The sequence below is a fragment of the Rhodanobacter sp. B04 genome, from assembly GCF_002001125.1.
GTDB lineage: Bacteria > Pseudomonadota > Gammaproteobacteria > Xanthomonadales > Rhodanobacteraceae > Rhodanobacter.
Window position 1 is genome coordinate 1 of sequence record NZ_MUNV01000025.1, and the last position, 424, is coordinate 424.

Annotated in this window: 1 pseudogene; it reads right to left on the bottom strand. The window is 65.6% G+C overall.

Annotated elements, in window-relative coordinates:
* A pseudogene (locus B0E46_RS14575) lies at nt 1–424 on the bottom strand (phosphomannomutase/phosphoglucomutase); the annotation flags it as partial.

Here is a 424-nt window from a genome sequence, read left to right on the forward strand (position 1 = left end):
AGGGCAGGCGGGGCGGGGGCTCTTTCGATTCTTGCGGGCAAATCAATTTCCTCGGGCTCGGAAGCCGAAACGTCATGCAAACGCTGGCGCAGGCGCAGCAGGAAGAACCCTCCACCCAAACCCAGCAAGGTCAGCAAACCGCTCAGCAGCCATGTGTGCGGCAGCACGATGAAGGCACCGGGCAAGCCGACTCCCACACTGAATGCACTGCCGGGCACCGGTTTGCCGGTCGGTTCGGTTTCGGCCGAGGCGCCTCCGCTTGAGAGCAGCGCCAGGTCGCCGTGCTCGTCGCCCTGGCGCAAATCCAACCGGCCACCGGCTGGCGAGATCGACTCGAATCGCTGGCGCAGCGGTGTGAACGGCAACTCGACCCAGGCCCATGCCTGTACCTGCTGCGGCAGCCCCAGCGGGATCACCAGACTCA